General features: G+C 72.1%; 22 protein-coding genes. 5 read left to right on the top strand and 17 right to left on the bottom strand.

Translation table 11 applies throughout. The annotated features are described in order from the left end of the window. Positions 1-26: 26 nt before the first annotated feature. The 8 genes from BR98_RS13250 to BR98_RS13215 all read right to left on the bottom strand — a co-directional run bounded on the left by BR98_RS13250 (position 27) and on the right by BR98_RS13215 (position 10,716). Entirely contained in the window at positions 27-2,399 is a 2,373-nt protein-coding gene (locus BR98_RS13250) for an oxidoreductase (RefSeq protein ID WP_035844622.1), read from the bottom strand. A 66-nt stretch (positions 2,400-2,465) separates the two neighbouring features. Further along, positions 2,466-2,960 (bottom strand): acyl-CoA thioesterase, encoded by a 495-nt coding sequence (locus BR98_RS13245; RefSeq protein ID WP_051969726.1) that lies wholly within the window; start codon positions 2,958-2,960, stop codon positions 2,466-2,468. Positions 2,961-3,028: 68 nt separating this feature from the next. Next, complete coding sequence (locus BR98_RS13240; protein WP_035844620.1) at positions 3,029-4,651, bottom strand: AMP-binding protein; 1,623 nt, start codon at positions 4,649-4,651, stop codon at positions 3,029-3,031. Positions 4,652-4,921: 270 nt separating this feature from the next. Continuing rightward, entirely contained in the window at positions 4,922-5,932 is a 1,011-nt protein-coding gene (locus BR98_RS13235) for a TIGR03842 family LLM class F420-dependent oxidoreductase (RefSeq protein WP_035844618.1), read from the bottom strand. Between the two features lie 30 nt (positions 5,933-5,962). Next, positions 5,963-7,369, bottom strand: a complete 1,407-nt coding sequence (gene hydA / locus BR98_RS13230) for a dihydropyrimidinase (protein ID WP_035844616.1) — start codon at positions 7,367-7,369, stop codon at positions 5,963-5,965. Next, the gene (locus BR98_RS13225; protein ID WP_035844614.1) at positions 7,366-8,646 is read right to left on the bottom strand and encodes an aspartate aminotransferase family protein; all 1,281 of its coding nucleotides are present in this window, start codon (positions 8,644-8,646) and stop codon (positions 7,366-7,368) included. Before BR98_RS13225 ends, hydA begins: the two co-directional genes overlap by 4 nt. Positions 8,647-8,660: 14 nt before the next feature. After that, positions 8,661-9,509 carry a nitrilase-related carbon-nitrogen hydrolase gene (locus BR98_RS13220; RefSeq protein ID WP_035844612.1) on the bottom strand — a complete coding sequence of 283 codons (849 nt, stop codon included), beginning with the start codon at positions 9,507-9,509 and terminating at the stop codon, positions 8,661-8,663. A gap of 313 nt (positions 9,510-9,822) precedes the next feature. Next, positions 9,823-10,716, bottom strand: coding sequence for a DMT family transporter (locus BR98_RS13215; RefSeq protein ID WP_035844610.1), 894 nt, complete (start codon positions 10,714-10,716; stop codon positions 9,823-9,825). Between the two features lie 280 nt (positions 10,717-10,996). Here BR98_RS13215 and BR98_RS13210 point away from each other — a divergent pair, with 280 nt between their 5' ends. Next, positions 10,997-11,302 carry an antibiotic biosynthesis monooxygenase family protein gene (locus tag BR98_RS13210; RefSeq protein ID WP_051969725.1) on the top strand — a complete coding sequence of 102 codons (306 nt, stop codon included), beginning with the start codon at positions 10,997-10,999 and terminating at the stop codon, positions 11,300-11,302. A 10-nt stretch (positions 11,303-11,312) separates the two neighbouring features. On the opposite strand, the gene BR98_RS13205 is transcribed toward BR98_RS13210, so the two are convergent. Continuing rightward, entirely contained in the window at positions 11,313-12,224 is a 912-nt protein-coding gene (locus BR98_RS13205; RefSeq protein ID WP_051969724.1) for a phosphatidylinositol-specific phospholipase C, read from the bottom strand. 228 nt (positions 12,225-12,452) lie between these two features. Here BR98_RS13205 and BR98_RS13200 point away from each other — a divergent pair, with 228 nt between their 5' ends. Then, positions 12,453-12,890: a pyridoxamine 5'-phosphate oxidase family protein gene (locus BR98_RS13200; protein WP_035844607.1), complete on the top strand. Its 438-nt coding sequence runs from the start codon at positions 12,453-12,455 to the stop codon at positions 12,888-12,890. Positions 12,891-12,900: 10 nt separating this feature from the next. Here BR98_RS13200 and BR98_RS13195 read toward each other — a convergent pair whose 3' ends face one another. The 4 genes from BR98_RS13195 to BR98_RS13180 form a co-directional block, all read right to left on the bottom strand. After that, a complete protein-coding gene (locus tag BR98_RS13195; protein ID WP_035844606.1) occupies positions 12,901-13,242 on the bottom strand; it encodes a hypothetical protein in 342 nt (113 codons plus the stop codon). Between the two features lie 96 nt (positions 13,243-13,338). Beyond that, the gene (locus tag BR98_RS13190) at positions 13,339-13,911 is read right to left on the bottom strand and encodes a dihydrofolate reductase family protein (protein WP_035844605.1); all 573 of its coding nucleotides are present in this window, start codon (positions 13,909-13,911) and stop codon (positions 13,339-13,341) included. Positions 13,912-14,037: 126 nt separating this feature from the next. Further along, positions 14,038-14,775 carry an SRPBCC family protein gene (locus tag BR98_RS13185; RefSeq protein WP_035844603.1) on the bottom strand — a complete coding sequence of 246 codons (738 nt, stop codon included), beginning with the start codon at positions 14,773-14,775 and terminating at the stop codon, positions 14,038-14,040. A gap of 2 nt (positions 14,776-14,777) precedes the next feature. After that, complete coding sequence (locus tag BR98_RS13180; RefSeq protein ID WP_035851978.1) at positions 14,778-15,434, bottom strand: ArsR/SmtB family transcription factor; 657 nt, start codon at positions 15,432-15,434, stop codon at positions 14,778-14,780. A 119-nt stretch (positions 15,435-15,553) separates the two neighbouring features. Here BR98_RS13180 and BR98_RS13175 point away from each other — a divergent pair, with 119 nt between their 5' ends. Next, entirely contained in the window at positions 15,554-16,117 is a 564-nt protein-coding gene (locus BR98_RS13175) for a DinB family protein (protein WP_035844601.1), read from the top strand. Positions 16,118-16,144: 27 nt separating this feature from the next. Here the strand turns inward: BR98_RS13175 and BR98_RS13170 are convergent, their stop codons facing one another. Further along, positions 16,145-16,894, bottom strand: a complete 750-nt coding sequence (locus BR98_RS13170; protein ID WP_051969723.1) for a hypothetical protein — start codon at positions 16,892-16,894, stop codon at positions 16,145-16,147. Between the two features lie 180 nt (positions 16,895-17,074). On the opposite strand from BR98_RS13170, the gene BR98_RS13165 reads away from it, so the two are divergent. Beyond that, a complete protein-coding gene (locus tag BR98_RS13165) occupies positions 17,075-17,593 on the top strand; it encodes a methylated-DNA--[protein]-cysteine S-methyltransferase (protein ID WP_035844600.1) in 519 nt (172 codons plus the stop codon). Positions 17,594-17,711: 118 nt separating this feature from the next. Here the strand turns inward: BR98_RS13165 and BR98_RS13160 are convergent, their stop codons facing one another. Continuing rightward, complete coding sequence (locus tag BR98_RS13160) at positions 17,712-18,614, bottom strand: LLM class flavin-dependent oxidoreductase (protein WP_232247397.1); 903 nt, start codon at positions 18,612-18,614, stop codon at positions 17,712-17,714. A 150-nt stretch (positions 18,615-18,764) separates the two neighbouring features. Next, the gene (locus BR98_RS13155; protein WP_035844598.1) at positions 18,765-19,637 is read right to left on the bottom strand and encodes an oxidoreductase; all 873 of its coding nucleotides are present in this window, start codon (positions 19,635-19,637) and stop codon (positions 18,765-18,767) included. 70 nt (positions 19,638-19,707) lie between these two features. On the opposite strand from BR98_RS13155, the gene BR98_RS13150 reads away from it, so the two are divergent. Continuing rightward, positions 19,708-20,697, top strand: a complete 990-nt coding sequence (locus tag BR98_RS13150; RefSeq protein WP_232247396.1) for an ArsR/SmtB family transcription factor — start codon at positions 19,708-19,710, stop codon at positions 20,695-20,697. Positions 20,698-20,779: 82 nt separating this feature from the next. On the opposite strand, the gene BR98_RS13145 is transcribed toward BR98_RS13150, so the two are convergent. Continuing rightward, complete coding sequence (locus BR98_RS13145) at positions 20,780-21,241, bottom strand: hypothetical protein (protein WP_035844596.1); 462 nt, start codon at positions 21,239-21,241, stop codon at positions 20,780-20,782. Positions 21,242-21,289 lie beyond the last annotated feature (48 nt).

Below are 21,289 nucleotides of genomic sequence, written 5' to 3'. Positions count from 1 at the left end.
CGTTTCCGGATCGGGCTGGGGGAGGGTCAGCAGGAGGCCGGGACCGCGAGCGGCCGGGCCGGGGGCGTGGGCAGCCACCGCCGGTGGATCGGGGCGACCGGCTCGCGCAGCAGGTGCAGGCGCGGCGGGACACGGTCGGCGCGCGGACCGGCGGGCTTGCGGCTGCCGGCCTGCCACGGCTGCGGCCAGCGGGCGCCGGGGCCGGTGCAGCCCTGCTCCACCGCGGCGTGCAGCGTCCACAGCGGGTCCCACAGGTGGGCGCGGCCCACCGCGACGAGGTCCGCGCGACCCGCGAGGATGATCGAGTTGGCGTCGTCGTAGCTGGAGATCGCGCCCACCGCGATGGTGGGGATGCCGGTCGCGTTGCGGATCAGGTCGGCGAACGGGGTCTGGTAGCTGCGTCCGTACCGCGGCCGCTGGTGGGCGACGACCTCGCCGGTGGACACGTCGATCGCATCCGCGCCGGCCGCGGCCAGGGCCCGGCTGATCTCGACGGCCTCCGCCGGCGTGGTGCCGCCCTCGGCCCAGTCGCAGGCCGAGATCCGCACCACGAGCGGCCTGCCGGCCGGCCAGGCGGCGCGGACGGCGGACAGCACCTCCAGGGGGAAGCGCAGCCGGCCCGCCAGGGTGGCGCCGTACTCGTCCCGGCGGGTGTTGGTGAGCGGCGAGAGGAAGCTGGAGACCAGGTGGCCGTGGCCGAACTGCAGTTCCAGGACGTCGAATCCGGCCCGGTGGGCGCGCTGGGCCGCCTCGGCGAAGTCCCGGCTGACGGCGGCCAGGTCCGCGCGGGTGGCCTCGCGGGGAGCCGGGCCGGCCTCGTCCCAGGGCAGGGCGGAGGCCGACAGGATCGGCCAGCCCCGCGCGCCGAGCGGCCGGCCGAGCCCGTCCGGCCCGGGCGCCGTGGTCGCCGCGCGGCGCCCGGCGTGGGTGAGTTGGATCCCCAGCGGTGTGTCGGACACCTCCCGCAGACCGCCGACTGCCGTGCGCCAGGCGTGTTCCTGCTCGGCCGTGTACAGGCCGGTGCAGCCCCTGGTGGTCCTGCCGTCGGCGCTGACCGCGACCGAGCCGGCGAACACCAGGCCGGCGCCGCCCAGCGCGTGGGCCGCCAGTTGGGTCCGCTCGAAGGTGCTGGGGAGGCCGTCGGTCGCCGAGTAGGTCGCCAGCGGCGGGACCACGATGCGGTTGCGCAGGGTCAGGTCGGCGAGCCGCAGTGGCTGGAACATCGGCGGGACCGTGGCGCCGCCCTCGGTGAACGCGGCGTCGACCGCGTCGACGAACGCGGCGTCGCGCTCGCGCAGGTTGCCGTAGGTGACGCGGCGGCTGCGGGTGAGCAGGTTGAAAGCGAACTGGTCGACGTCCTGGCCGGTGTACCGGCCGATGCTCTCGAACCATTCCAGGCTGGCCTGGGCGGCCCGCTGGGTGGACTCGACGACCGGCTTGCGCTCGGCCTCGTAGGCGGCCAACGCCTCGTCGACCGTCGGGTGTTCGTGCAGGCTCGCGGCGAGTGCGAGGGCGTCCTCCATGGCGAGTTTGGTGCCCGAGCCGATCGAGAAGTGCGCGGTGTGGGCGGCGTCGCCGAGCAGCACCACGTTCCGGTGCCGCCAGCGGGCGTTGCGCACGGTGGTGAAGCTGATCCACTTCGAGGCGTTGGGAATCAGCCGGTGGCCGTCGAGGTGGTCCGCGAGGATCTCCTCGCACCGTCGCACGCTCTCCAGGTCGCTGTCACCGCGGGCGAACTCCCGGTTGGCGAAAGCCTCGAAGCCGGCCCGGCGCCAGGCGTCCTCCTCGATCTCCACGATGAAGGTGCTGCGTCGGTCGTCGAACGGGTAGGCGTGGACCTGCACGGCACCGAAGTCCCGCTCCTCGACGATGAAGGTGAACGCCTCGAAGACCCGGTCGGTGGCCAGCCACATGTAGCGGCAGGTCCGTTCGTCCAGCTCGGTGCCGAAGCTTTCGGGGAAGGTCTCACGGGTGAGCGAGCGGACGCCGTCCGCCGCGACCACCAGGTCGTAGGCGGTGGACAGTTCGGCCGGCGGCGGTGCCTCGGTTCGGTAGCGCAGCTCGACACCGAGCGCCGCGCAGCGCTGCTGCAGGATCGCGCGGAGCCGGTTGCGGTCCAGGGCGGCGAACCCGTGGCCGCCGGAGGTGCGGACCTGGCCGCGGTAGCGGATGTCGACGTCGCTCCAGCGGGCGAACCGGGCCGACATCGCGGCGAACACCTCGGGGTCGGCCTGGGCGATCCCGTCCAGCGTCTCGTCGGAGAAGACGACTCCGAAGCCGAGCGCGTCCCCCTGGGCGTTGCGCTCCCACACCGTGATGTCCCAGGCGGGGGAGAGCTGTTTGGCCAGCGCGGCGAAGTACAGGCCGCCGGGCCCGCCCCCGATGACTGCTACCCGCATGAGGGTCCTCCCGTGGTTCCGTGACACCCAAGGTATTGCGCAAATCTGGCGACCGTCAAGGAATCGCTATACATGCTGACCCGTGTAGGACTCCGGGCGCTGCGGTCCGGACTCGGTGAGCCTGGCGCGCGTCTCCTCGGGCCAGGGGGCGGTGCCCTTGGCCGTCGCGGCCGAGTGGACCACCGACATCCGCCCGGCTGCGGCCGGCCCGTTGGGGCCGTGCACCTCGAAGGCGTAGTGCAGGGAGGACGTGCCGACCTTGTCGACCCGCAACTCGATGCGCACGAGGTCCCCGAACCAGAGCCGCTCCAGGTAGTCCGCCTCGAAGTGCACCCGGGGGATGCTGCCGAACAGGTCCCCCAGGCCGAGGCGGCGCAGCAGCACCGCCTCCGCCGCCTCGGCCCAGCGCAGCACGGCGGAGAAGTGGTAGTGGCCCGCAGCATCGGTGTCCGACCACTCGACCCTCCGCTCGATCACCACGCTGGGCAGCGCCGGGGCGGCCGGGCCGCGCCCTTCCGTGGCCTCGGCGGGTTCGGCTTGCTGGGGCGCGGGGTGGTCCATGGCGGTGCCTTTCCACGGTCGGGGATTGCCGCCGGCGGACGCGCTGCGGGGCGGCGGGCGGGTGCGGGTCAGCGGCCGGTGTGCGCCCAGCGCCGGAGTTCGGCGCGGTGCAGCTTGCCGCTGGAGGTGCGGGGCAGACCCTCGACGAACTCGACCGCGCGCGGGTACTTGAAGGGGGCGATGGTCTGCTTGACGAACTCCTGCAGCGCCCGCACGGTCTGCGCGTCGGCGGCGACGCCCTCGCGCAGGACCACGTAGGCCTTGACGATCGCGCCGCGGCTCTCGTCGGGCGCGCCGACCACGGCGCAGTCCGCGACGTCGGGGTGGGCGATGAGGGCCAGCTCGACCTCGGGGCCGGCGATGTTGTAGCCGGCGGAGACGATCATGTCGTCGCTGCGGGCCTGGTACCAGAAGTAGCCCTCGGCGTCGCGGACGTAGGTGTCGCCGGTGACGTTCCAGCCGCCGCGCACGTACACGCGCTGGCGTTCGTCGTCCAGGTACCGGCAGCCGGTCGGGCCCTTGACCGCGAGCAGTCCGGGTTGCCCGTCGGGCACCGGGGCGCCGTCCTGGTCCAGGACGGTCGCCCGGAAGCCGGGCACGGGTCGGCCGGTGGCACCCGGTCTGATGTCACCGTCGGCTGCCGATATGAACACGTGGAGCATCTCGGTGGCGCCGATGCCGTCGATCAGGCGCAGCCCGGTCGCCTGGTGGAAGGCCTCCCAGACGACCGCCGGCAGCGGTTCGCCCGCCGACACGCAGCGGCGCAGTCCGCGCAGCCGGTCGGCGAGGCCCGCCGCGAGGATCGCGCGGTAGGCGGTCGGTGCGGTGAACAGCACGCTCACCTTGTGCTCCGCGACCAGGGCGGCGAGCTGGTCGGTGCTGGCCTGCTCGACCAGCAGGGTGGCCGCGCCGGCCCGCAGCGGGAAGACCACCAGGCCGCCGAGGCCGAAGGTGAAGGCCAGCGGCGGGGTGCCGGCGAACAGGTCGTCGGGCTCGGGCCGCACGATGTGCCGGGAGAAGGTGTCGGCGTTGGCCAGCACGTCCCGGTGGAAGTGCAGCGTCGCCTTCGGGTGGCCGGTGGTGCCGGAGGTGAAGGCGATCAGCGCCACGTCGTCGGCGGCCGTGTCGACCGCGACGAACGCCCCGTACTTGGCCGCGCAGCGAACCGCCAGGTCGTCAGCGGCCGTGCCCCCGTACGGGAGGACGGTGAGCCCCGGCGTCTCGGCCCCCTCGATCGCCTCGAGGAAGCGGTGGTCGCACAGCGCCACGACCGGCTTGCTGATCTCGTGCAGTGAGGTGAGCTCGCAGGCCCGCAGCAGCGGCATCGTGGTCACGACCACGCCGCCGGCCTTCAGCACGCCGAGCCAACAGGCCACCAGCCAGGGGTTGTTGGGGCCACGCAGCAGGACCCGGTTGCCCGGCACCAGGCCCAGGTCCTCGGTGAGCACCTGGGCGACCTGGTCGGAGCGTCGCCGCAGCTCGCCGTAGGTCCACTGCTGGGTGGGCGTCAGCAGGCAGCGGCGGTCCGGCCCCCACAGCTCGACGGCCTGGTCGACCAGGACGTGGGCGCAGTTCAGGCGCTCCGGGTAATGGAGTTCGGGCAGCTCGAAGAGGAGTTCCGGCCACTGCTCGGCCGGCGGCAGGTGGTCGCGGCAGAACGTGTCGACATGGGCGGAGGGGGACAGCTCCATCGGCGGCACCTCTCGGGTCAGCGGGGAGTGAGGCAAGTATGGCGCCCCGCTGACGACAGTCAATGCTTCTGCATATCTCTGCCCGGAAAATCATGGCCCCGCCGAGTTGCACGTGTAATTGGGCCGACTGCTGCCCTGCCGCCCCGCCCCAGTGCCGAGGGTTGCGACAGCAACGGGCCGAAGCCGTCCGGCTTCACCGCGATCCACACCAGCAACGGCGGCGCCTGGTGAGCAGCGTCGGCACCAGCGCGATCAGGTTGCCCGGCGCTCTCAGAGCTGCGGGATGATCTCGGTGCCGTAGGCGTCGATGGTGGACTCGATCGCGTCGTGCATCGCGTAGACGGCGAACTGGTCGACCCCCAGCTCCCGCAGCCGGGTCAGCTTCTCCAACTGCGCCGCGGGCGGCCCGATCAGGCAGAAGCGGTCGACGATCTCGTCCGGCACGAAGGCGGTGTCGGGGTTGCCGGCCCGGCCGTGGTGGGAGTAGTCGTAGCCCTGGCGGCCCTTGATGTAGTCGGTGAGGGCCTCGGGGACCAGGTCGGAGTGCTCGCCGTAGTGGGTGACCAGGTCGGCCACGTGGTTGCCGACCATGCCGCCGAACCAGCGGCACTGTTCGCGAGCGTGGGCCAGCGCGGCGGGGGAGTCGTCGGCGGTGACGTAGGCGGGGGCGGCCACGCAGATGGTGACCGAGGCCGGGTCGCGGCCGGCCTCGGCGGCGGCCTTGCGGACCGCCTTGATCATGTACTCGGTCAGGTAGGGGTCGGCCAACTGCAGGATGAAGCCGTCGGCCTGACGGCCCGTCAGAGCCAGCGCCTTGGGGCCGTAGGCGCCCATCCAGATCGGCAGCCGGCTGTCGCGGATCCACGGCAGGTGCACCTCGGTGCCGTCCAGCTCGGTGCCACGCCCCTCGGCCAGCTCCTTGATCACGTGCATCGCCTCGCTGAGCCGGGCCAGGGTGGCCGGCCGGCGTCCGGCCACCCGCATCGCCGAGTCGCCGCGCCCGATGCCGCAGACGGTCCGGTTGCCGAACATCTCGTTGAGCGTGGCGAACAGCGAGGCGGTCACCTCCCAGGTCCGGGTGGACGGGTTGGTGACCATCGGTCCGACCGTCAACCGGCTGGTCTGCGACAGGATCTGACTGTAGATCACGAACGGCTCCTGCCACAGCACACAGGAGTCGAAGGTCCAGCCGTGGCTGAAGCCGGCCGCCTCGGCGCGGCGCATCCGCTCGACCAGCAGCCGGGCGGGCGGATCCGTCTGGAGCACGAGCCCGATGTCCATGTGCACAACCACCGTTCGCAGAGATGAGGTTCAGAGGTACTGACAGGTGGCCCGGGTCAGGAACCGCCCGTGCCCGGCCCGGCCGAGCCACCGCCCGTCGTCCAGGACCACGGCGCCGCGCGAGAGCACCGTGCGGACCTGCCCGGTCACCCGCTTCCCCTCGTAGGCCGAGTAGTCCACGTTCATGTGGTGGGTGGCGGCCGACAACACCTGCTCCGCGCCCGGGTCGTAGATCACCACGTCGGCGTCCGCGCCCGGCGCGATGGTGCCCTTGCGCGGGTAGAGACCGAACATCCGGGCCGGCGTCGCGCAGGCGATCTCCACCCAGCGGCGGCGCGAGATCCGCCCCTCCACCACCGCCTGGTGCAGCAGGTCCATCCGGTTCTCCACCCCCGGCAGGCCGTTGGGGATCTTCGAGAAGTCCCCGCGCCCCAGCTCCTTCTGGCCCACGAAGCAGAAGGGGCAGTGGTCGGTGGAGACCACCTGAAGGTCGTTGGTGCGCAGGCCGCGCCAGAGTTCGGCCTGGTGCTCGCGCGGGCGCAGTGGCGTCGAGCAGACGTACTTGGCGCCCTCGAAGCCGTCGGCGCCGCGCTCGGCGAGGTTGTCGGTGGAGAGGAAGAGGTACTGCGGGCAGGTCTCGCCGAAGACCGGCAGGCCCTGGTCGCGGGCGGTGGCCAGCTCGGCCAGCGCGGAGGCCGCCGAGACGTGCACCACGTACAGCGGCGCGCCGGCCACCTGGGCCAGTTTGATCGCCCGGTGGGTGGCCTCGGCCTCCAGCAACTCCCGGCGCACCTCGCCGTGGTAGCGCGGATCGGTGTGCCCGGCGGTCAGCGCCTGGGCCACCAGGACGTCGATCGCCGGGCCGTTCTCGGCGTGCATCATGATCAGGCCGCCGCTCGCGGCGCCGCGCTGCATGGCGCGCAGGATCTTCCCGTCGTCGCTGTAGAAGACGCCGGGGTAGGCCATGAAGAGCTTGAACGAGGTCGACTCGCCGCTCGCGGTGAGCAGTTCCATCTCCTTCAGCACCGCGTCGTTGACGTCCGAGACGATGGTGTGGAACCCGTAGTCGATCGCGCAGTTGCCCTCCGCCTTGGCGTGCCAGGCGTCCAGGCCCTCGCGCAGCGAGCCGCCCATCGACTGCACGGCGAAGTCCACGATCGTGGTGGTGCCGCCCCAGGCGGCGGCCCGGGTGCCGGTCTCGAAGGTGTCCGAGGCGCTGGTGCCGCCGAACGGCAGTTGCATGTGGGTGTGCGCGTCCACCCCGCCGGGCAGCACGTACCTCCCGGTCGCGTCGATCACCGTCTCGGCCTGCCAACTGCCGGCCGCCGCACTGCCGGTGGCGGCCAGCGCGACGATCCGCTGATCCTCGATCAGCACGTCGGCGGTCATCTCCTCGGCGGCGGTGACGACCAGCCCGCCGGTGATCAGCGTCCTCATGCGCCCACCCGCCGCAGCGCCTCGATCAGCAGGTCGGCGCCCTCGCGGGCCTCCGCCTCGGTCAGGGTCAGCGGCGGCGCGATCCGCAGCGCATTGCCGCCCCGGCCGCCCTTTCCGATCAACAGGCCCAGCTCCCTTGCGTGCTCGAGGGCGGCCGTGGCGGCCTCGGCGTCCGGTAGTTCGATGCCGAGCATCAGGCCCCGCCCACGCAGCTCGCGCACCACCGGCAGGTCGGCGGCCTCCAGCCGTGAGCGCAGCACGGCGCCGGTGCGACGGGCGTTGCCCTGCAGGTCGTGCGCCAGCAGGTACTGGAGATTGGCCAGGCCGGCGGCGCAGGTGATCGGGCTGCCGCCGAAGGTGGAGATCGAGTTGGCGCCCAGGCAGTCCATCACCTCGGCCCGGGCCACCACGCCGCCCATCGACATGCCGTTGGCGATGCCCTTGGCGAAGGTCAGCATGTCCGGCGGGCCGGACTGGTCGTGCGCCTGCCAGCCCCAGAAGTGGTCGCCGGTGCGGCCCCAGCCGGTCTGCACCTCGTCGCTGATCCACAGGATCCCGTGCCGGTCCAGCACCGTCTTGAACGCGGCCAGCAGCCCGTCCGGCCCGTGGGTGAACCCGCCGACGCCCTGGATCGGTTCGGCGATCAGCGCGGCCACCGTGCCCTGCGCCTGGCCGAGCATCTCCTCCAGGTCCTCGACACAGGCGGCGATGAACTCGGCGTCGCTCAGCGCGGCGTACGGGCCGCTGTCGCGCACCCCGCCCTGGACGTAGAGGGTCTGCAGCGGGGAGAGGCTGGTGGGGGACCAGGCGGTGTTGCCGGTGATGCCGACCGTGGAGAAGGACCGGCCGTGGTAGCTGTTGCGCAGCGCCAGCACCTGGTTGGAACGGCGGTAGGTGGTGGCCAGCAGCAGCGCCGCGTCGTTGGCCTCGGTGCCGGAGGTGGTGAAGAAGACCTTGGCGTTCGGGATGCCGGACAGCGCGGCGATCCGCTCGGCCAGCTCCACCATCGCGGTGGACAGGTAGAGCGTCGAGGTGTGCAGGATCCGGCCGGCCTGCTCGGCCACCGCCTTGGTCACCTCGGGCAGCGCGTGTGCGGTCATCGTGGTCAGGATGCCGCCGAAGAAGTCCAGGTAGCGGTTGCCCTCGGCGTCCCAGACGTGCCGGCCCTCGCCGTGGGTCAGCTCGATCGGCTCGCGGTAGTAGGTGGCCAGCCAGGACGGCAGCACGGCGCGGTGGCGGTCGCGCAGGTCTGCGGTGGGGGATGCGGTGATGGTCATGTCGGTCCTCTCCCTCAGGCCTCGGTCAGCGGGCTGTAAGCGTCAGGGCGCCGGTCTCGGTAGAACGCCCACTGCTGGCGGACCTCTTCGATCACCCCGAGGTCCAGGTCCCGCACCAGCAGTTCCTCCTCCTTGTCGGAGGCCGGCTCGCCGACGAACTGGCCGCGCGGGTCCACGAAGTAGCTGGTGCCGTAGAAGTCGTTGTCGCCGTACTCCTCCACCCCGACCCGGTTGATCGCGGCGACGAAGTACTCGTTGGCCACCGCCGCGGCCGGCTGCTCCAACTGCCAGAGGTAGGCGGACAGGCCCCGACTGGTCGCCGAGGGGTTGTAGACGATCTGGGCGCCGCCCAGGCCCAGGGCCCGCCAGCCCTCCGGGAAGTGCCGGTCGTAGCAGATGTAGACGCCGACCTTGCCGACGGCCGTGTCGAAGACCGGCCAGCCGAGATTGCCGGGCTTGAAGTAGTACTTCTCCCAGAAGCCCTTGACCTGCGGGATGTGGTGCTTGCGGTACTTGCCCAGGTAGCTGCCGTCGGCGTCGATCACGGCGGCGGTGTTGTAGTACACGCCGGACTGCTCCACCTCGTACACCGGCACCACCATCACCAGCCCGAGCTCGGCCGCCAGCTCCCGCATCCGGGTGACGGTCGGCCCGTCCGGCACCGGCTCCGCCCAGCGGTAGTGCTCCGGCTCCTGGACCTGGCAGAAGTACGGCGAGTTGAAGACCTCCTGGAAGCCGATGATCTGCGCGCCCCGGGCGGCCGCCTCGCGGGCGTACCGCTCGTGGAGCTCGATCATCGAGGACTGCTCGCCGGTCCACCGGGTCTGTACGAGGGCGGCACGGACGATCTGCGACTGCGACATGGAACCGCTCCTGAAGGGTTGGCAACAGTGAACTTCAGGTCATGGGCCAACGAGTGGAACGCCACGGCGTCACTCGGACGAATGGGTGAAGACCGTCCGGCGACGGTCGAGGTGCCTGGCGGTGGGTGTCCTTGCAGACTCCCCGTACCGACTGCGAGCGAATCCCGACACTCTGTCAGCTCTCCCGGGCCGGTTGCCCGATCGGATGACAGATCGACGGGCGTCAGGGGTGGTCCGGCAGGCGTCAGGACGGTGGTCCGGCAGGCGTCAGGACGGTGGTCCGGCAGGCGTCAGGACGGTGGTCCGGCAGGCGTCAGGACGGTGGTCCGGGGTCCTCGCCGGACTCCGGGCCACCGCCGCAGGCCGCCGGCATCGACGGGTGCCGACCGATCACCACCACGCCCAGCACCATCGCCAGCAGCCCGCTCACCTCCCAGGCCAGCGCACCCGGAGTGACCCGCAGCCGGTCGCCCAGGAAGCCGACCGCGCAGGCGATCCCGGCCAGTGGCTGGGCGGCGGTCAGGGCCGGCAGCGATATCCGCAGCGGTGCCGCCTCGAAGGCGCTCTGCACCAGCAGCAGGCCGAAGACGCCCAGACCGACCACCGCGTACGGCTCCCAGTGGTGCAGCACCGCGGTGATCCCGCCGCTGTTCGCGTGGCTGGCCGTGGCCCGGGTCAGGGCGTCCTGCAGCCCGTAGAGCAGGCCCGCCGCCAGCGCCAGGATGGTCGCCTCCTCGAACAGCGGCAGCCGCCGGGCCAGCGAGACCAGCAGCAGGGCCAGACCGGCGACGATGCCGAAGACCAGCCAGTGCCGCAGCGCGCCGGCCACCGCGCCGCCGCCCTGGGGATCGCCGGCCACGATGAACGCCGTCACCCCGAGCCCGAGCAGCAGCACCCCGCCCCAGCCCGAGCGGCCGAGCCGCTGCCGGGTGATCACGCTGGCCAGCGCCATCGCGAAGACCAGGTTGCTGGTGAGCAGCGGCTCCACCAGCGAGACCTCGCCCCAGCCGAGCGCCAGCGCGCTGAGCACCAGGCCGACGATCATGATCCCGATCCCGGCCAGCCACTCGGGCATCCGGAGCAGGTCGAGCAGCAGCCGCCAGCGCAACAGGTCGTCGCGTGGTGCCCGCTGGGCCGCGTGCTGCTGCAGCACGAAACCCAGGCCCAGGCAACAGGCAGCGCCGAGCGCCAGGAGGAAGACCGCCACGCAGGATCACCAGCCGTCGTGTGGTCCGGTCGCACCGGCCTCGGTCCGGGCCCGACCCGGCGGCGCGGCGCGAGACTGGCGGTCAGCGTACCTCCGCTTCGGCCGTACTGTGCCAAGTCTGCTCACTCTTAGCGTGTCGTCCGCCGCCCGAGCCCCGGCCGGCGACTTTGATGGCCGATATGAGACCGATGGCCGGCATCCCGTACCCGCACCGGCGGCCGGCGCCGCCGTCCCGAACGGATAATGAAACTGGGCTGCCCGAGGCGAGCAGGAGGTAGCGATGATCGTGCGGATCTGGGAGGCGCGGGTCGCGCCCAAGCTGGTCGGCGACTTCTGCGCGGTGATCCAGTCGGAGATGCTGCCGCAGCTGGCCGGCCTGGACGGCTACCTCGGCGGCGAGCTGCTGCGCTCGCTGCCGGACAGCACGCACCGGGTACTGGTGATCACCCGCTGGCGCGACGAGGAGGCCCTGAAGGCCTACGCCGGGCCGATGTGGGCGAAGCGGCCGGTCTGGTCCGACACCGAGCAGACCTACCTGACGCACCCGCCCGAGGTCTCGCACTTCTCGGTGATCAGCCGCCCGTGAGGCGGACCGTTCAGGCGCCGAAGTTCAGCGCGTACAGCGCGGCCGGCGAGCTGGGCGTGACGAAGTCCATCGGCACGGTGCCGAGCACCGGGCGGGAGCCGTGGTCGAGGCCGCCGAGGTAGCCGGCGAGGCGGGGGGCCATGGCGTCGGCGGCCTGGCGCGGCCACAGGCCCCAGCCGGAGGAGGAGGTGAAGGTGATGAAGAGCCGCTGCGGGTCGGTGGTGGAGCGGGCCGCGTCCAGGTGCGCCGAGACCTCGGGCCACTTGCGGGAGCCGATCTCGAAGATGGTGCCGATCTGGTAGTCGTCCTCCAGGTCGACGAGTGGGCCGTTCCAGCGGATGCCCGGCAGGCCGCCGTTGTCGGCCAGCAGCACCACCCGGCCGCGCACCTCACCCAGGCGCGGGATCCGGTTCTCGGTCCAGAGCAGGCCCGGCCAGCGGCTCTGGTAGTCGGAGAAGATCGCGGCGAAGTCGGCGTCGGGGACCGTGGAGTACTCCTGCTTGACCCGCATCACCAGGGTCTCGCCGGGGTGCTGGGCGAGGAAGGCCTGGCAGTCGTTGAGCACGTCGCCGAAGAAGATGTTCTGGAAGAACTGGCTGTGGTGGATCGCGAAGACGCCGTTGATGGCGCGGCAGCGGATGTCCATGAAGCGGATGCCCGCGGTCAGCTGGTCGGGCACCGAGAGGGTCTGGGTCTGGGTGATCGCTCCGCCGTAGAGCGAGCAGGTGTCGTGGGTGCCGGGCAGGGTCAGTCGGGCCAGCGGGGCCGAGTCGGGCAGTGCGGCCAGCCAGTCGGCGCCACCGGGCGCGGAGGCCGCCCGGGCGGGCAGGGTGCCCAGGCCGAGCAGGGCGCTCGTCGCGCCGAGGGCGAGGGCGGACCGGGTGAAGGTGCGCCGGGTCAGCTGAGGTCCGGTCAGATCCATGCGGGTGCCCCCTGGTTGGCCTGGTCGGCGGGGTGGAACGACTGGGTGGAACGACTGGGTGGAACGACTGGGTGGAACGACTGGGTGGAACGGCAGGGCGGAACAGTTGGGCTGAGCGGCGGAGCGGCTGGGCGTCATGGCATGCTCATTATTGGGCCGTGGGGCCGCGCTGCCCAGACCCGCGGAGCTGCTTGTCGGGCGGGATCCGGCATTTCGTACGCTGGTGCGATGACCGCTGCCTCCGCCACCGCCCGCCCCGCGCTCACCCCCGAGTTCCTCGCCTTCTGGGCGGAGCGGCACATCTGCACCCTGACCACCCTGCGCCCCGACGGCACCCCGCACGTGGTTCCGGTCGGCGCCACCTTCGACCCCGAGACCGGGATCGCCCGGGTGATCACCAGCGGCGGCAGCCGCAAGGCGCGCAATGTCGAGGCGGCGGGCGCGGACGGCGCGGTGGCTGCGCTCTGCCAGGTGGACGGCGGGCGCTGGGCCACCCTGGAGGGCCGGGCGGTGCTGCGTCGGGAGCCGGCGGTGGTGGCCGACGCCGAGCAGCGGTACGCCCGGCGGTACCGGGCGCCGCGTGCCAACCCCGAGCGGGTGGTCATCGAGATCACCGTCACCCGCGCGCTCGGCCGCGGGACCAGCCCCCGCCCGGCCGGCTCCTGATCGCTCAGCCTCAGGCCGCCCGGCGATCCGAGGCCGCGGCGGCCGCCTCCCGCAGGCCGCGCAGTACCGCCGCCTCGATGCCGAGCACCCGGGCCCGGACCAACACCGGGTGACTGCGCACCGCCGCGCCCGCGCTGACGTACGCCTCCCAGCGGCGGTCGAACTCGGCCTGCTCGCCCGCCGTCCAGGTGCAGCGCTGCACCGCCTGCCACCGTTCGGGATAGGCGGCCCGCCGACGGTCGCGTACGGCTAGGGCGTAGTCGCCGACAGCCTGATCGGCGGCGAGCAGCGCCCGCTGAAGGGCGATCAGGTCGTCAGGGAGCGAGAGGGCCGGAGCCGGGGCGGTGAACACAGGAACCACCGTAAGCAGCCGTACTGACAATCCGTGGAGTGCCGCTCGGCGGGTCCTGGAGTCCGGCCGGACTGTGCGAGGTCCGCCGGTGGACTGTCAGCGGACGACGTCGAAGACCTGCTTCTGGAGACCGTTGGAGTAGACCTCGTGCTCGACGAGCTTCAGCTTCTGCGCGTCCTTGTCGGTGGTGCTGAACAGGCGCCTGCCGGCGCCGAGCAGCAGCGGGTAGACGAGCAGGTGGTAGCGGTCGATCAGGCCCGCGTCGGAGAGGGCGTGGTTCAGGGAGGCGCTGCCGTGGACGATGATCGGGCCGCCCTCGGTCTCCTTGAGCGCGGAGACCTCGTCGAGCGAGCGGAGGATCTTCGTCTCGCCCCAGTTCGAGACCAGCTGGTCGTCGGTGAGGGTGGTGGAGACGACGTACTTCGGCATGGCCCGGTACTGGGCGAACTCCGCCATGTCCGGCCAGACGGCGCTGAAGGCCTCGTAGCTGACCCGGCCCAGGAGGAGGGCGGTGGACTCCTGCTGCTCGCGCCCCTTGATCTCGAAGGCCTCCGGGACGAATTCGACCTCCTTGAAGGTCCAGCCGGAGTTCCGGTAGCCGGGCTCGCCGCCCGGCGAGTCCACGACGCCGTCGAGGGAGATGAAGGCGGTGCTGATGAGAGTGCGCATCGAAGGTTCCTTAGATGTGTCGCGAAAGCTGAGAAGTCGGGTCGGCTGAGGAGTTGAGTCGGCCGAGGAGTTGAGTCGGCCGAGGAGTTGAGTCCAGCCGAGGAGTTGGGTCAGTCGGGAGTCGGGTCAGTCGAGGAGCCCGGTCAGCCACTGCTGCCAGGCGTCCTCTGCTCCGTCGGTGTCCGCTCCGAAGAGGTGATGGAACGTCAGGACGATGCCGGGACCCTGGTGGAAGGTGTAGATGCCGTCGGAGGTGCGGATCTCGAACCGCTCGTCGTCCGCCCAGACCACTACGCCGTCCAGCGGGGGCAGGCCCGCCGGCTCCGCGTGCGCCGCTGTGCCGAGGGCCACCGGGGTGGGGAGCGACAGGGTGCGGGCGAGCGCCGCCCGGACGTCCTGCGCCGAGGAGCTGCCGGTCGGTGCCGCGGCGAAGACGGGGACGGCGGTGCGTCCGCCGAAGTGCGTGAGGTACTCGCGGAGCGTGTTGAGGTGGAACGGCCAGCCGCGGCGCAGGGCGTCGTACTCGTCCTGCCAGTCGTCGCCGAGCATGCCGCTGTGGACGACGCGCAGGACTGTGCTGCCGCCGTCGCGTCCTTCGATGAGGTACTCGAAGGCCATGAACCGGCCGTCCTCGGCGGTGGACGTGCGGGTGGCCAAGCGCTTGCCGGGGTCGTAGGCGGTGATCAGCGCCTCCTCCCGGTGGCCGCCGGTGTCCATCGCGGCGATCCCGCCCTCGCGCGCCTCGATCTGGTTGCGGCCCATGAACCAGGAGTCGACCCCTGGTCCGGTGGCGATCGCTTCCCAGACCTGTTCCGGGCTCGCCGGCAGGACGGTTTCCAGCTCGATCTCGAACGGGTGAGTCATCGTCAGTTCTCCTGTCCGGCTTCGGACTCCGTTGCCAGGGTCCGCCCGGCGGCGTTCGTGGCACGGCCCTCGGTGACGGGCGTGGTGGGAATCTGGTGCAGGCCGACGAGCACCCGGTGGCTGCGGCCCCCCGGGGCGGCCGCGTCGTGGTAGCGGCTGACCAGGGCGGCCACGCTCTGGGCGAGTTCCTCGGCGAACGCCGCCCGGTCGGCCGCGGAGGCGAACCGCACCTCCGCGTCGATGCCGAAGGTGGCGACCCGCCGCCCGGCGCGGGCCGCGCCGGTCAGCAGCTGGCCGACCTCCTGCACCAGCCGCGACCCCAGGGCCAGCAGCCAGCGGGCCGAGAGCTGGTCGGGGGCACGGGACGGGTCCGGGCTCAAGGCGGCGAGCACGCTCGGGGAGATCACGTAGGAGGCGGCGGTGGCGCGGTAGATCCGCTCGGTCACGTTGCCCTTGCGCCGCTCCTCGACGAGCTCCACCAGTCCGTGCCGCTCCAGCTCCTTCAGGTGGTAGTTGAGCTTCTGCCGGGGCAGCCCCAAGCGGGTGGCCAGCATGGCGGCCGAGCCGGGCTCGGCCAGGGCGGCGAGGATCCGGGCCCGGATCGGGTCCAGGGATGCCCCGGCCGCAGCGGGTTCTTCGATCACAGCGACGTCCAGCACCACTCCAGAGTCCAACCGACAAAAAGATTTGTCAAGACAGGAGAACTTGTCGGTGTGTCGCGCCGCGGGGCTGTCAGCCCGTTGTCGGGTTGTCAGTGGCCGCTGCCAGACTCGCGCGCATGAATGCGAACGCGAACGAGGTTCCCGAGCAGAACCTCTCCCCGGCCTGGCCCGCCGAGCTCGACACCCGTGCGCCGCTGCCCCGGGTGGGCGACGAGCGGGAGACGCTGACGGCCTTCCTCGACTGGCACCGCGCCACCTTCGAGCTCAAGCTCGCCGGCATCGCGCCGCAGCGCCTCGCCGAGAAGAGCATCGACCCGTCCGGGCTCAGCCTGCACGGTCTGATCCGGCACCTGGCCGGGGTCGAGCGCTGGTGGTTCGCCCTGCAGTTCGCGGGCCAGGAGCTGCCGCACCTGTACTACTCCGACGAGGAGCCGGAACAGGACTTCGAGTTCACCGGCGCCGACCCGGCCCAGGACCTCGCCGTCTGGCGCGCCGAGTGCGACCGCTCCCGGGCGATCGTCGCGGCCGCGCCCTCGCTGGACGCACTGGCGGCGGCGCCGAGGGGCGAGGAGCCGATCTCGCTGCGCCGGATCATGGTCGGCATGGTCGCCGAGTACGCCCGACACAACGGGCACGCCGACCTGCTGCGCGAGCGGCTCGACGGTTCGACCGGCTACTGAGCGCCGGCGGCACGGTTGGCGACGGGGTCATTCGCCGTTCGGGAAGGCGAAGCTGCTCGGGACGCTGACCTGGGCGTTCTCCGTGGCCGTGCCGTAGACCAGGGCGATCTCCTGGTGCGCGCCGAGAACGACGGCCGCCGGGTCGCCGGTGACCGGCTTGCCGTCGACATAGGCGGTCAGGGTGTGGCTGCCGTCGGTGGTCGCCCCGCCGAGGTGGTCGGCGGCGAGGGAGACCTGCCACTCGGTCATGAACTGGCCGAGCGTGAAGTCGGTCTTCACCGGGGACTCGATGTGGATCACACCACTGGTGTCGTGGGTGTGCAGCGGGCTGATCCGCTGCGCGGTCTCGTCGATCCCGATCAGTGGCGGGACGCTCACCGCCTTGCCGTCCAGGTAGACGTCCAGGTGGGCGTGGATGTGCTCGACCGTGCCCTCGGCGTCCAGCATCGGCAGGCCGGCCGCCGCGACGGCCGCGCTCGCGTCGGCGGGCGCGTCCCAGGGTGGCGAGGTGGTGCGGCCGTCCGCGGTGGTGCGCGGCTGGCTGGGCAGCGCGGCGGCGGTGGAGCCCGGCTTCGCACCGCCACCGTGGGAGGCAGCCACGACGGCGGTCACGCCGCCGGCCAGCACCAGGCCCAGCACGCCGGCCAGCACGGCGCGCCGGGCGACCGGCGTACGGCGGGCGGGCTTGGCGTCGGCAGGTTTGACCTTCGTGGGGTAGGCCCTGCTGGGCCAGCCGTCGGTGCGCTTGGCGGGGTGCTTGCGGGGCTGCTTGGCCATGCTTGGTCCTGTTTCGTTCGAATTTAAACCCATTTCGACGGTACCGGGTCGCGCGAGCTCGAACAATGAGTTGTGAATGAATTGTGCGCGAGTGCCAGGTCCGAAATCCGCCAGACCGGACATCCGCGAGACGGCACAGTAGAGGGGTAGACGACCCGCGAACGAGAGAGGCCCAGCGCCGTGACCACCACCGTGCACACCACCATCGAGAGCCCGCTCGGCGCCTTGCTGCTGGTCGGCGAGGAGTCCGCGACCGCCCCCGGCGGGCTGGCTCTCTGCTCGCTCTCGATGACCGGCCAGAAGGGCGCGGCCACCGTCCGGGACGACTGGCGCGAGGATGCCCCGGCCTTCGTCGCGGTGGCCGAGCAGCTGCAGGCGTACTTCGCCGGGGACCTGAAGGAGTTCGACCTCGAGCTGCGGGCCCGGGGGACGGAGTTCCAGCAGCGGGTCTGGCAGGCGATCGACACCGTGCCGTACGGCGGGACCAGCACCTACGGCCGGCTCGCCGAGCAGATCGGCGCCTCGCGGGCCGCAGTGCGCGCCGTCGGCTCCGCGATCGGGGCCAATCCGCTGCTCATCGTCCGCGCGTGCCACCGGGTGATCGGCGCCACCGGCGCGCTGACCGGCTACGCCGGCGGCCTGGAGCGCAAGGAGTACCTGCTGGCGCACGAGGGCGCCTGGCCGGTCGGGCGGGGCTGAGGCTGTCGGGTGCGGGCCCGCGCCTGGGCGGTCGGACCCGCTTGAGCGGTCGGCTTTCTTGAGCGGTCGGCCCGCCTGGGTGGCCGGAATCGCCTGGGCGGCCGGCCCCGCCGGGGAGTCAGATCACGCGCAGGTCCGGCAGCAGCTCGGTGGCCACCCAGCCGAGGGCGTCCGAGAGCTGGTGCGGGTCGAGCGGCATCCAGAGCGAGACCATCGACAGGCCCGCCGCACCCAGCCGGCCGAGCGCGTCCAGCAGTTGCTGAGTGCTCGCGGCCGGACCGCCCAGCAGCGAACCGGGCAGCGGACCGTTGGTCTCGAAGCCCGGCGGGACCAGGAAGCAGACCGAGGAGAGCTTGAGCTGCTCCGGGTCCCGGTCGAGCTCCTCGCCGAGCACGGCCAGCCGACTGCGGACGTCTCGGACGGCGGCCTCGTCGGCGGCGCTGCCGTGCCAGCCGTCGCCGAAGCGCAACGCCCGGCGTAGCGCCGCGTCACTGCTCCCACCGACCCAGATCGCCGGGCCGCCCTTGGTTCGGGGCGCGATGGCCGGCTCGGCCTTGGACAGGGTGGTGAACCGTCCGGCGAAGTCCACCGGTTCGCCGGACCAGAGCGCGCGCAGCACGGCCAGGTACTCGTCGGTCCGGGCGCCGCGCTGGCGCACGTCCAGCCCGAGGGCGGCGAACTCCTTCGCGTTCCAGCCCGTCCCGACGCCGAGCGAGAAGCGGCCACCGGAGACGATGTCCAGAGTGGCCGCCTGCCCGGCCACGGCCACCGGGTGCCGGTACGGCAGCACCAGGATGCTGGTCGCCAGCCGGATCTTCGAGGTGGCGCCGGCGATCGCGGAGAGCAGCGTCATCGAGTCGAGGCCCGAACCGTTGGCGCTGGTCAGCACGTGATCCGACATCAGCACGTAGTGCAGTCCCAGCTGTTCGGCCCGCAGCGCGGTCTGCAGCACCATGCCGCCCGCACTCGACGGCCACCGCGGCGGTTCGAGCGAGATGCCCAGCTGCATGGTCGATGCCACCTCTCCCAGCTCCCGGGCACGGCCGCACGCCGTCCCGAGTGCCCACCCTAGAGCGTCGCTGACGCTCAGTCAGGCAATTCCTGATCGGCCGGCAGGATCGCGCGCCAGGCGGCAGGCGCCAGCCGGCAGCTGGCAGGCGGTGATCGGTGGTCAGCCGGTGGCAATCGCGTCGAGGGTGCGCAGCGCCTGCTCGGGCAGCTCGACGGCAGCTGCGGCGATGTTCTCGCGCAGGTGGGTGATCGAGGAGGTGCCGGGGATGAGCATGATGGTCGGGGAGCGGTGCAGCAGCCAGGCCAGCGCGACCTGCCGGGCGGTGACGCCCAGGTCCAGGGCGACCTCGTTGAGGGCGTCGACCTGCAACGGGCGGAAGCCGCCCAATGGGTAGAACGGCACATAGGCGATGCCCTGCTCGGCGCACTGGTCGACGAGGGCGTCGTCCGCGCGGGAGGCGACGTTGTAGTGGTTCTGCACGGCTGCCACCGGGGCGATCTGCTGGGCGGCGCTGACCTGTTCGGCGCTGACGTTGCTGACCCCCAGGTGCCGGATCAGTCCCTGCTCGCGCAGTTCGGCGAGCACGCCGAAGGGCTCGGTGATGTCGGCGGCGGCCAGGGTGCCGGTCATCCGCAGATTGACCAGGTCCAGCGTCGGCAGGTCCAGGCGCTCCAGGTTGTCGTGGACGGCCCGTACCAGTTCGCCGGGTGACAGGGCGGCCGGCCAGGCACGGTCCGGGGTGCGGCGGGCACCGACCTTGGTGGCGATGCGCAGGTGGTCGGGATAGGGGTGCAGCGCCTCACGGATGAGCTCGTTGACCACCTGCGGGCCGTAGTAATCGCTGGTGTCGATGTGCGTGATCCCCGCCTCGACAGCGGCGCGCAGCACGGCGAGGGCGGCGTCCCGGTCGCGGGGCGGCCCCCAGACCTTCGGGCCCGCCAGCTGCATCGCGCCGTAGCCGATCCGGCTCAGCTCCAGGCCGTCGAGCTGCCAACTGCCTGCGGTGGTCGAGGCGATCGTCTCCGGTGTCATGCCGGGATGATCTCCACGAGGTTAGGCTGGTGGCCAGTCATTAAGAGATGTCTGAATCCTGAGGAGAGCGGTGCTGGCAGAGCTGGCGTTCTCGGCGACCGACCTGGCCCTGGTGCGGTTCGCCGTCTCACCGATGTGGGAGGTCGGCACCAGCTTTCGGTTGCTGACCTCCGGCGCCGCGCATCCCGTTCACCAGCCCTGGATTGAGCAGGTGCGGCCCAGGGTGGCCGCCGCCGGCCTGGACCGGGGTTGGCTCGCCGAGTTGATCCCGCCGTCGGGCTATGTTCCCGACTTCATCAATCCGGCCCCCACCGGATCGGCCCCCACCCTGGCGCAGGAGCTGACCGGGATCCTGGCCGCGCCGGCGGCCCGGGTACGCCAGGACCTCGACCGCCTGAGACACGAACAGGAGCTGCTCGGCCCCCGGTTGCGGACCCTGTACGCCGCGCCGCAGGAGCGCCTGGCCCGGCTCGTGGAGGAGATCGAGACCTACTGGGAGCTCGCGCTCGCCCCCTACTGGGCTCGGATCAGGACCGTACTCGACGCCGACGTCTTCCACCGGGCCCGGCAGGCCGCCGAGCACGGCACCGGCCACCTGTTCAACGAGCTGCACCCATACCTGAGTTGGGACGACAACGCGCTACGTCTGGCGCGCCGGAAGCGCGCTCTGTCCCGGCAGGGCGCGGGCAGGGGACTGCTGCTGATCCCCTCGGCCTTCACCGGACCGGAGCTGCTCACCCGGGTGGCGCCCGCCGAGCCGCCGCAGCTCGCCTACCCGGCGCGCGGCATCGGCGCACTGTGGGAGTCCCGACCCGTTCCGAGCACGGAGGCCCTCGCCGCCGTACTCGGCCGTTCGCGGACCCGGCTGTTGACCGAACTGGAGACCCCGGCGTCCACCACCGAACTCGCCCGCCGCACCGGACTCTCCCCGGCCGGTGTCTCCCAGTACCTCACCGCCCTGCGTGACGCCGGCCTGGTCAGCGCCCACCGAGCCGGCCGCTCGGTCCTCTATGCCCGGACCGCGGCGGCCGACTCCGTCCTCGCGGCGGCCGGCCCATGAACCTCGTTCAGCGGCGAGTGGGGTGAGTGCGGTCCCGGGCTGGTGGCAGGGGGCTCGGGACCGCACCCACGATCGGGACGGCCTACCACCAGTCGGTGCAGGTGATGGCCTGGTCGAGGGTCAGGGCGCAGGCGCGGAAGCGGTAGTTGGGGTCGGAGCTGGTGGGCTTGGCGGCGGAGGTCTTCGAGGAGTTGTCGCCGTGGTCGACACCGAACGGGCCGCACTGGAGCCAGGTGTGGCCGCCGTCGCGGGTCCAGTCCATCCAGACGCTCTCACCGCCCCGGGTCTGCCCCTCGAGCTTGGCGAAGCCGGAGCCGCCCGCGGACTGGACGGTGATCGTGTCGCCCTGGTGGAAGGCGGAGCGCTGGACGGTGCCGGAGGCGGTGTCGGAGATGTCGTGGAAGCCGTTGGCGCCCCCGGCGCAGTCGGCGGCCGAGGCGGCGGCGGGGCCGGCCGGGACGGCGATCAGCAGGCCGGCGCCGAGCGCGAGGGCGGCCGAGGTGACGGCGGCGGTACGGAACCTGGACAGGGTGAAGCTGGGCATCAGGGAGTCCCCTCTGATGAGGTGTCATGGAGTGGGGCCGGCCAGCGC

Source organism: Kitasatospora azatica KCTC 9699, from assembly GCF_000744785.1.
GTDB classification, from domain to species: Bacteria; Actinomycetota; Actinomycetes; order Streptomycetales; family Streptomycetaceae; genus Kitasatospora; species Kitasatospora azatica.
Note: the sequence above shows the minus strand (reverse complement) of the source record. Positions and strands in the feature narration are given on the sequence as shown.